Here is an 8,964-nt window from a genome sequence, read left to right as displayed (position 1 = left end):
TTATTTAACCCCCCCCCCCTATTTTTTTTATTTCAAATTTTTTTCACATTTTTCCTGCCTTTTTTCATATCCAAAAGCAGATACCCCCTGTCAAAGGCAAAAAGTGTGCGCAGCATCGCACACTCGCGCCGGAGCGCGGCTACGCCAGCAGCCATTTTCCTCTGCGCGGAGCGCGCCTCCCGCCGGAGGCTCTCGTGTCATAGGGATGCTGTTTCCTACACAAGAAAACGCTGCAAAGCAGACCGTTTCCGTCCGCCTTGCAGCGTCTCCTATTTCCGTTCTCTATGTACGCTTTTTGGCTGGTTTATTTCCCCATCCAGCTTTTCACCGTCTGGTAAATGCCCTCGCCGTCTAAGCCGTGTTTCTTTAACAGCTCCTCGGCCACGCCGGACTCGCCGAACTCGTCGCGGATGCCCAGGCGTTTCACCGGAACGGGCGCCTGCTCTGCCAGAACCTCGCATACAGCGCCGCCCAGGCCGCCGATGATGGAGTGTTCCTCCACGGTCACCACCCGGCCGGTCTCCTTCGCTGCCTTCACTAACAGCTCCTCGTCAATGGGCTTGATGGTGTGAATGTTGATCACTCTGGCGGAAATGCCGTCCGCCTCCAGAAGTTTCGCCGCCTCCAGGCTGGCTGCCACTTCCAGGCCCGTGGCCACGATGGTCACGTCGGTGCCGTCCTTTAAGGTTACGCCCTTGCCCAGCTCAAAATGGTAGTCCGGATTGTCATTGATCACCGGAACCGCCAGACGGCCGAAACGCATATACACCGGGCCGTCCATCTCGTAGGCAGCCTTCACAGCGGCTCTTGCCTCCACGTCGTCAGAGGGGTTGATGATGGTCATTCCCGGAATGGTGCGCATGAGGGCAATGTCCTCGTTGCACTGGTGAGTCGCTCCGTCCGGCCCTACGGAAATGCCGGCGTGGGTGGCGCCCAGTTTCACATTTAAGTGAGGATAGCCGATGCTGTTTCTCACCTGCTCAAAGCTTCTGCCTGCCAGGAACATGGCAAAGGTGCTCACGAAGGGAACCTTGCCGGTGGTGGCCATTCCCGCTGCCACGCCTACCATGTTGCCCTCGGCGATGCCGCAGTCGATGTGCCGGTCCGGAAATGCCTTCTTGAAGGTCACCGTCTTGGTGGCTGCCGCCAGATCCGCGTCCAGCACGTATAAGTTCTCATGTTCTTTTCCCAGCTCCGCCAGCGCGTTGCCGTAGCTGTCTCTCGTCGCAATCTTCTTTACATCTGACACAGTGCTTCACCTGCTTTCTCAAGTTCTTCCATCGCTTTCTCGTACTGCTCCTTGTTCGGGGCGGCGCCGTGCCAGGATACCTGGTTCTCCATAAAGGAAACGCCTTTGCCCTTCACCGTCTTCGCGATCACGGCCGTGGGACAGCCCTTCACCGTCTTTGCCTCCTCGAAGGCCTTGTGGAGCTCCTCGAAATCGTGGCCGTCCACCACGATGGGATGGAGGTGGAACGCCTTCATCTTCTCATCAATGGGCTGGGGGGAGTTGATCTCCTCTACGGTGCCGTCCAGCTGGATTCCGTTGCTGTCCACAACGACTACCAGGTTGTCAAGCCCCTTATTGCCGGCCAGCATCATAGCCTCCCAAACCTGGCCCTCCTCCAGCTCACCGTCTCCCAGAACGGCGTACACACGGTAAGGATCTCCCGTCAGTTTCGCGGAAAGCGCCATACCCACAGCGGCGGAAACACCCTGTCCCAGGGAGCCGGACGTCATATCCACGCCGGGAGTGTCGTTCATGTTGGGATGGCCCTGCAGACGGCTGCCCAGAGCTCTCAGGGTGGTCAGCTCCTCTTTCGGGAAAAATCCTCTCTCCGCCAGCACAGCGTAAAGCGCCGGAGTGGCGTGCCCCTTGGACAGCACCAGTCTGTCACGGTCCGCCTTGGCAGGATTTGCCGGATCCACGTTCATCTCCTCAAAGTACAGACAGGTCAGGATGTCTGCCACAGATAAGGAGCCGCCGGGATGGCCGGATTTCGCGTGAAAGACTTCTGTCAAGATGTCTTTTCTCACTTCGTTTGCGATTTTCTGAAGTTTAAGTTTCTCCATTCTGATTCCCTCTTTTTAATGAATATTAGTGCTTTGCCGATTCCCCTTCATTATACGGGATTTTCTCTTTATTGTCCATACAAAACAGCAGTTTCGCTATTCAAAACGCACAATTTCCTTCTTCAGCCGTTTCATGATCTTCTTTTCCAGCCTGGAAATGTAGGACTGGGAGATCCCCAGAAGATCCGCCACCTCCTTCTGCGTCATTTCATCCCCGTCTGCCCCGCCCAGGCCGAACCGCAGCTCCACGATTTTTCTCTCCCTGGGGCTTAAACGGCTGATGGCGGCATTTAACAGTTTCTTTTCGATCTCGTCCTCCAGATCCTTGTAAATCACGTCCTCGTCGGTGCCCAGGATGTCGGAGAGCAGCAGCTCGTTTCCATCCCAGTCCACATTCAAAGGCTCGTCGATGGACACCTCCAGCTTGGTTTTGCTGTTCCTGCGCAGGTACATCAGAATCTCGTTTTCAATGCAGCGGGAGGCGTAGGTGGCCAGCTTGATGTTTTTCTCCGGGTTGAAGGTGTTGATGGCCTTGATGAGGCCGATGGTACCGATGGAAATCAAATCCTCCACCCCCACGCTGGTATTGTCAAATTTCTTTGCTATGTACACCACCAGCCGGAGGTTGTGCTCGATGAGGGCCGACTTGGCCTCCTTATCCTCCTCCGTCCCCAGCCTGGCGATCATCTCCGCCTCCGTCTGCCCGTCTAAAGGCGGCGGCAGAATATCCGCCCCGCCGATGTAATGGATCTCCCCCTGTTTCTGCAAAAACATGGTCTTAAAGCTGGGCACCGCCTTAAACTGGAAACGCCCAGGCACTGATACCTTTATAATCATTTATATCCTCCCTCTGATCCCCCGATTCCGGGTAATATTTCCACCCCTGTTTTTCTATCTCCCCGCCCGTTCGTTTAGAAGCATCCGGTAGCTGCCGTCCGGCGACAGCGGGGCTTTCACGATTCCTATGAGGGGCCGTTCCACCCGCGTCCGCTCCTTTCCCGCCCCGATCTCCATGTAATCGAGGGTAATTCCAGGGATGACCCCGTCCTGCCTCCCCACCGACCGGTAGGGAATGTAGGTCACGCCGTCCACCTTCTCACAGATCTGCCTGCATACCTCATATTCCAGCACGTGGACCGGCCGGCCTCCGTCCGGGGAAATCAGGCGGTTGCCGGTGTCTAAGAGGGCGTCCGTCTCCGTCTCCCGGCCCCGGTAGCCTAAGCGCACCCGAAAGATGGCCCGCCGCTTTCCGGCCCATTCCCGCACCGTTTCCCAGAGAAACCGCGCCAGGAAACCGGCCCCGGCCGCCAGACAGGCCCAGGCTGACAGCCCCAGGGCGCCGCCGTCTCCTCCGGCCGCCCCGCCGCGAAACCAGCCGGCCGCCATCTCCTCCAAGGCGTAAAACGCCCCTCCCAGGACCAGGGCCAGGAAAAACAGCCCCGCCGTCTCCCGGCCCACACGGGCCAGACGTTCCCTCCAGTCTCCCTCCCGGCCCCGCTCAAAAACCAGCCAGACCATAAAGGCCCCGGAAGCTGCCAGCCCCGGCAGGCCGCCGGTGACCGCCGGAACGGGAAAGAAAAGGGTCCCGCAGGCCCAGGCCGCCCCAAAACCGGCCCCCAGAAACAGTCGTTTCCAGGAGGCAGAAAGGCGGAACAGCCGTTTTAAAAGGAGCAGAATGAGAAGGTCCATGAACAGGTTTACGAAAAACAGCACATCTATGTATACGGTGTATTTCACTGCAAAAAGCCTCACCTCCGGTCCATGCCATCCATTATACTGAAACCAGGCGGCAAAATATGTCAAACGGGTGAGGCGTATTCCTGTTTTTCATCGGGAAAGATCGGAACCATCCGACAGAAAAGGGGGAAATGGCCGCAAAACGGGCCGTGAAATGTGATTTTTAAGGCGGTTTCTGGGGAAATGATGGCGGAGAAGAACCGTCTCAGAGAAGAAAATAGGCACAGTTGCCGGAGGCTTTTGTGTCATAGGGAACTCAGTCTCCTATAACACAAAAATCCCGGAGAGAACGGCCGCCGCCATATTCTGCGGCCCATTCTCTCCGGGAAGAAATTCTGTTCTGTGATTTTTACAGATTACCGTCTGTTATTGTCTCTGCCCTTTCTCAGGAAGTCCGGAACATTGATCTGAACGCCTGCGTTGGGACGGTAGCCTGTGGGGTTCGGATTGGCAACCGGAGCCGTTCCCGCGGGACGGGCGCCCTGCTGCTGTGGGGCGGTGTACTGGCCTGCTCCCGCGCCGTAGCCTGTGGGCACCGTGTAGGTGGGAGCAGTGTAATTGCCTGCCGGGCGGGCCTGGTTGGCAGTGGCTGCCGCCTCATTGGCAGAGGCCGGGGCCTTGGCCGGCTGTTTCTTATAGGGGTTGCTGAAATCCTTCATAGCCTTGGCTACGGGGGTGTTCACTCCCTTGTCATTTAAGCCTGTGGCGATGACCGTGATGGTGCACTCGTCCTGGGCGTTCTCGTCGTACATAGCGCCGAAGATGATATTGGCCTCGTCGCCGGCCAGCTCCTGTACGTAGCTGGCAGCCTCATTGGCCTCGATCAGGCTGATGTCGCCGGAAATATTGATGATCACGTGGCTTGCGCCCTCGATGGTGGTCTCAAGCAGCGGGCTGGAAACGGCCTGCTCCACCGCCTCCTTGGCCTTCTCGTCGCCCTTGGCGTGGCCGATTCCGATGTGGGCGATGCCCTTGTCCGTCATAACGGTCTGCACGTCCGCAAAGTCTAAATTGATCAGGCCGGGCACATTGATCAGGTCGGTGATGCCCTGAACGGCCTGCTGAAGAACCTCGTCCGCCTTCTTTAAAGCGTCCGGCATGGTGGTCCGGCGGTCTACGATCTCGAGAAGCTTGTCATTGGGGATCACGATCAGGGTGTCCACGTTCTCCTTCAGGTGCTCGATTCCCTGAAGGGCATTGGTCATACGGGTCTTGGCCTCAAAGCGGAAGGGCTTTGTCACCACGCCTACGGTGAGGATGCCCATATCCTTTGCCAGCTTTGCCACTACAGGAGCAGCGCCGGTGCCGGTGCCGCCGCCCATACCGCAGGTCACGAATACCATGTCCGCGCCCTTCATGGCCTGGGACAGCTCCTCAGAGCTCTCCTCCGCCGCCTTCTCGCCGATCTCCGGCTTCGCGCCAGCGCCCAGTCCCTTGGTGAGCTTTTCACCGATCTGCATGGCCGTGGGGGCCTTGCAGAACTGCAGGGCCTGCTTGTCCGTGTTCACGCCGATGAATTCCACGCCGGCGATGTTCTCGTCGATCATGCGGTTCACCGCGTTATTCCCTGCTCCACCTACGCCAATGACAATGATTCTGGCTGCGTTCTCTGCTTCATTTATCTTAATCTCTAACAAGATCGTCTCCTCCTTTAACCCTTTTTCTTCTATCGCTTTAATATGATGTCAACTATTTTTCATGTCTTAGGAAACTGCCTTTCCTAGGACACGAAAGCCTCCGGCGGGAGGCGCGCACTTTTTTACGATTTACACAGTTCTCCTAATACTATATTTGATTTTCGGAAAAATATCAACTCCTAATTGCTTAAAATTCCTATAAATTTACAACGATCCCGCCCGCTCATTCATAATTTGACGGATTCTACAACAGAGGCCGGCGCTATGGGGCTGCCTGTCGTCACATTTTCCTTTTAAAGGTATACATCATGCTGGTGTTGGCCTCGTCGTAGGAATCTAAGTACAGCGTGCCGGCCTGTCCCTCCAGCACGGGAAGGGTGTCGTGAAGGGCGGCGATCTTGCCGTTGATATTGTCGCTGTTTCCCAGCTCCACCTGGATCTCCCCCACCGTCAGGCTCACCTGGCTGCGGCTGCCGAACCGGATCTCGTCCACCTGGATGTCGTAGTCGTAGAGGGCCTGGGTCAGGTTCAGAATCTCCTGGAACACCTGGCTGTCCGCCACGGGAAGGGGGGCATAGAGGACAATGTGGCCAAACTCCAGGCCTGTCACCTCCGGGACGCCCTCCAATTTCTCGTTGGTGCTGTCCACGATGATCCCGTCTTTGTCGAAATACATATAGCTGCTCATATACCGCAGGTAGCCCACAATGCTTTTCTCGTAGACGATCACCTCCAGCTTTGTGGGGCTTTGAAACACCAGTTTGTAGTCTTCCACGTAGGGGATTTTCTTATGCTCTCCGAACCTGTCATTTAAGTAGCAGTAAACCAGATTCCGCTCCTTCGCCGTGGGGAACAGGATTTTTTCTATCTCCTCGCTGTCGCAGCGGTTGTTTCCCGTGACGGTGACCTCCCGGATCCGGACGGAGAACCCGGCCGCCGCCAGCAAAAGCAGGATGGCCGCGGCCAGGAGTATCCATCGTTTCAGTTTTCGTTTTCCTTTGCGTCTCTTTCCAACCATCGGATGTCCGCACCTGCCTTCCTTAAGTCCCGGCAGATGTCCTCGTACCCCCTCTCTATGTGAAAGCAGTCTGAAATTGTCGTTTCTCCTTCCGCCGCCAGCCCGGCCGCCACCAGGGCCGCTCCGCCCCGCAGGTCTCTGGCGGCGGCCGCTCCGCCGGTGAGGAAGGGAACGCCCCGTACCAGGGCGCCGCCCTCCGTAAGCCGGATGCGGGCTCCCAGGCGGCAAAGCTCCGCCGCCGTCTCGTAGCGCCCCTCAAATACGGTCTCCCGGATCAGGCTGTCGCCCGACGCCAGGCACATGAGGGCCATGAGCGGGGACTGAAGGTCCGTGGGAAAGCCAGGATAAGGCCCTGTCTCCACGGAAATCGCCTTGGGCCGGCCCTTCATCTTCAAAGCAACCCCGTTTTCCGTGGAAATGATCTGTGCCCCCGTTTCCTCCAGGGTCCGGAGGACGGCAGAGAGTTGCCCCGGATTTACCCCGGAAAGCTCCACCTCTCCCCGCCCGGCCATGGCGGCGATCAGATAGGTTCCCGCCACGATCCGGTCCCCGTCCACGAAAAAGCGGCAGCCGTGGAGGCTCCTTTGTCCCTCCACCACGATGGTATCCGTACCGCCGCCCTCCACCTTCCCGCCCATGGCCTGCAAAAACAAGCAGAGCTCCCGGATCTCCGGCTCCCTGGCGGCGCCGCGGATCACCGTAGTCCCCTCCGCCAGCACCGCCGCCAGAAGGGCGTTTTCCGTGGCTCCCACGCTGGGATAGGGGAATGTCAGCTCCGCCCCTTTTAGGGCCGTGGCCCTTGCCAGAATCCGGCAATCTTCCGCCTGGACCTCTGCCCCCAGGGCCCGCAGGGCGTTTAAGTGGAAATCAATGGGCCGTTTCCCGATGGAGCAGCCTCCCGGATAGGAGGTGGACGCTTCCCCGAAACGGCCCAGCATGGCGCCTAAGAGCACGATGGAGGAGCGCATCCGCCGCACCTGCTCCTCCGGCAGGTCCGTGCGGTTCATGTCCGCGGGGGAAATGGTCAGCTCGCCGCCCGCCAGGGTACAGCGGCATCCCATAAATTTCAATATCCCCATCATACAAAAGACATCCTGTATGGCGGGGACATTGGTAAGCACTGTTGTGTCTCTGCTGAGCACGGAAGCCGCCATCATAGGCAGGACTCCGTTTTTGGAGCCCTGGATGGGGATCTGCCCGCAGAGACGCCGATAACCACCGATATGTATTGTTGACACCGCGCCGCCTCCCGCCGTTCCTATATCCTATCTTATGCGGCGGTTTCAGGTTTTGTGCGGCCTTTATTTTTCCAGCCGGATCTGGTTGGACACACTTAAGACCATTCCCATCTCCACCATCAGAAACAGCACCGACGTGCCTCCGTAGCTGATAAAGGGAAGGGTGATTCCCGTGTTGGGGATGGAGTTGGTCACCACGGCGATATTTAAGATCACCTGGATGGAAATGTGCCCCAGCACTCCCACCACCAGAAGGGCCCCAAAGAGGTCCGGCGCATTGCTGGCGATGAGCATAAACCGGTAGATCATAAACAGAAAGATAAAAATCACCGAGATGGCGCCGAACAGTCCCAGCTCCTCACAGATGATGGAAAAAATCATATCGTTCTGGGCCTCCGGCACAAAGCCCATTTTCTGGATGCTCTCTCCCAGCCCCTTTCCCAAAAGCCCGCCGGAACCGATGGCGTAGAGTCCCTGGAGCACCTGGAATCCGCCCTCCTGGGCGTAGGCCTCCGGGTTCAGCCACACGTTGATCCGCTCCAGCTGGTAGCTGTGAAGGAGGCCGATGGACTCCAGAGCGTGGCCGATCTGTCCGGCAAAGCAGTACACCACCCCGGCCGCCCCCATACAGGCGCCGAAGATCAGCTTTTTCTTCGTGGCCACAAACAGCATGACAAACACGATGCCGCAGATGATGATGCCGGAGCTTAAGTTATTGGCCGCCACCAGGCCGGCCAGGGGCATGGCCAGGGCGGCCACCAGGGCCATTTTTTTGATGTTGTTGATCCGGTTCCCCATGCGGGTGATCACCACCGCCAGGAACAGGATCAGGGCCACCTTTACAAACTCCGTGGGCTGAAAGCTTATGGGCCCGATCTGCAGCCACCGTTTCTTTCCGTTTACCTCTCTGCCGAACAGGCTTACGGCGATCATGAGCACATAGGACAGCCCGTAGGCAAGAATCACAAACTTCGCGAAAAAGTGGTAATTCATCTTCGACACGATGATCATTGCCACAAAGCCCCCCGCCGCGATGACGGCCTGCCTTTTCATGAAATACCCGGCGTCCTCATACACCAGCTGCGCGGTGTAGGAGCTGGCGCTGTAAATCATGATCAGCCCGAACACGGTCACGAAAATCACCGTAAACAGCAGGCTGTAATCGTAAAACCGGCGGACCCGTTTCTTTTTTTTCGGCTGTACCTGGGGCGCCGGTTCCTCCCGGCGCGTCCGCTGCTGTCTTCCTGCCATAGTCTCGCTC

General features: G+C 57.7%; 8 protein-coding genes. All 8 read right to left on the bottom strand.

Features of this window, described 5'->3' with window-relative positions:
• Nucleotides 1–304: 304 nt before the first annotated feature.
• Nucleotides 305–1,249, bottom strand: coding sequence for a transketolase family protein (locus B5E84_RS11605; RefSeq protein WP_087222896.1), 945 nt, complete (start codon nt 1,247–1,249; stop codon nt 305–307).
• Nucleotides 1,237–2,073 carry a transketolase gene (locus B5E84_RS11600; RefSeq protein WP_087222894.1) on the bottom strand — a complete coding sequence of 279 codons (837 nt, stop codon included), beginning with the start codon at nt 2,071–2,073 and terminating at the stop codon, nt 1,237–1,239. The genes B5E84_RS11605 and B5E84_RS11600 overlap by 13 nt, the downstream gene beginning before the upstream one ends.
• Nucleotides 2,074–2,169: 96 nt before the next feature.
• On the bottom strand, nt 2,170–2,910 hold the full coding sequence (gene sigE, locus B5E84_RS11595) for an RNA polymerase sporulation sigma factor SigE (protein WP_087222892.1): 741 nt from the start codon (nt 2,908–2,910) through the stop codon (nt 2,170–2,172).
• Between the two features lie 54 nt (nt 2,911–2,964).
• Nucleotides 2,965–3,810, bottom strand: a complete 846-nt coding sequence (locus B5E84_RS11590; protein ID WP_087222890.1) for a sigma-E processing peptidase SpoIIGA — start codon at nt 3,808–3,810, stop codon at nt 2,965–2,967.
• 356 nt (nt 3,811–4,166) lie between these two features.
• The gene (gene ftsZ / locus B5E84_RS11585; protein ID WP_087222888.1) at nt 4,167–5,447 is read right to left on the bottom strand and encodes a cell division protein FtsZ; all 1,281 of its coding nucleotides are present in this window, start codon (nt 5,445–5,447) and stop codon (nt 4,167–4,169) included.
• A 280-nt stretch (nt 5,448–5,727) separates the two neighbouring features.
• Nucleotides 5,728–6,465: a cell division protein FtsQ/DivIB gene (locus B5E84_RS11580; RefSeq protein ID WP_087222886.1), complete on the bottom strand. Its 738-nt coding sequence runs from the start codon at nt 6,463–6,465 to the stop codon at nt 5,728–5,730.
• Nucleotides 6,429–7,703 carry a UDP-N-acetylglucosamine 1-carboxyvinyltransferase gene (gene murA, locus B5E84_RS11575; protein WP_087222884.1) on the bottom strand — a complete coding sequence of 425 codons (1,275 nt, stop codon included), beginning with the start codon at nt 7,701–7,703 and terminating at the stop codon, nt 6,429–6,431. Before murA ends, B5E84_RS11580 begins: the two co-directional genes overlap by 37 nt.
• Nucleotides 7,704–7,766: 63 nt before the next feature.
• Nucleotides 7,767–8,954, bottom strand: a complete 1,188-nt coding sequence (locus B5E84_RS11570; protein WP_087222882.1) for an FtsW/RodA/SpoVE family cell cycle protein — start codon at nt 8,952–8,954, stop codon at nt 7,767–7,769.
• Nucleotides 8,955–8,964: the final 10 nt, after the last annotated feature.

Source organism: Lachnoclostridium sp. An14 (genome assembly GCF_002160755.1).
Taxonomy (GTDB): domain Bacteria; phylum Bacillota; class Clostridia; order Lachnospirales; family Lachnospiraceae; genus Lachnoclostridium_A.
The sequence above is the reverse complement of the archived record's forward strand: the minus strand, read 5'-3'. Positions and strand labels throughout refer to the sequence as shown.

Excerpts from the sequence above, each read along its gene's own strand:
- B5E84_RS11580 (WP_087222886.1), bottom strand. The coding sequence starts at position 6,465 with ATGGTTGGAAAGAGACGCAAAGGAAAACGAAAACTGAAACGATGGATA.
- B5E84_RS11570 (WP_087222882.1), bottom strand. The coding sequence starts at position 8,954 with ATGGCAGGAAGACAGCAGCGGACGCGCCGGGAGGAACCGGCGCCCCAG.
- sigE (WP_087222892.1), bottom strand. The coding sequence starts at position 2,910 with ATGATTATAAAGGTATCAGTGCCTGGGCGTTTCCAGTTTAAGGCGGTG.
- B5E84_RS11600 (WP_087222894.1), bottom strand. The coding sequence starts at position 2,073 with ATGGAGAAACTTAAACTTCAGAAAATCGCAAACGAAGTGAGAAAAGAC.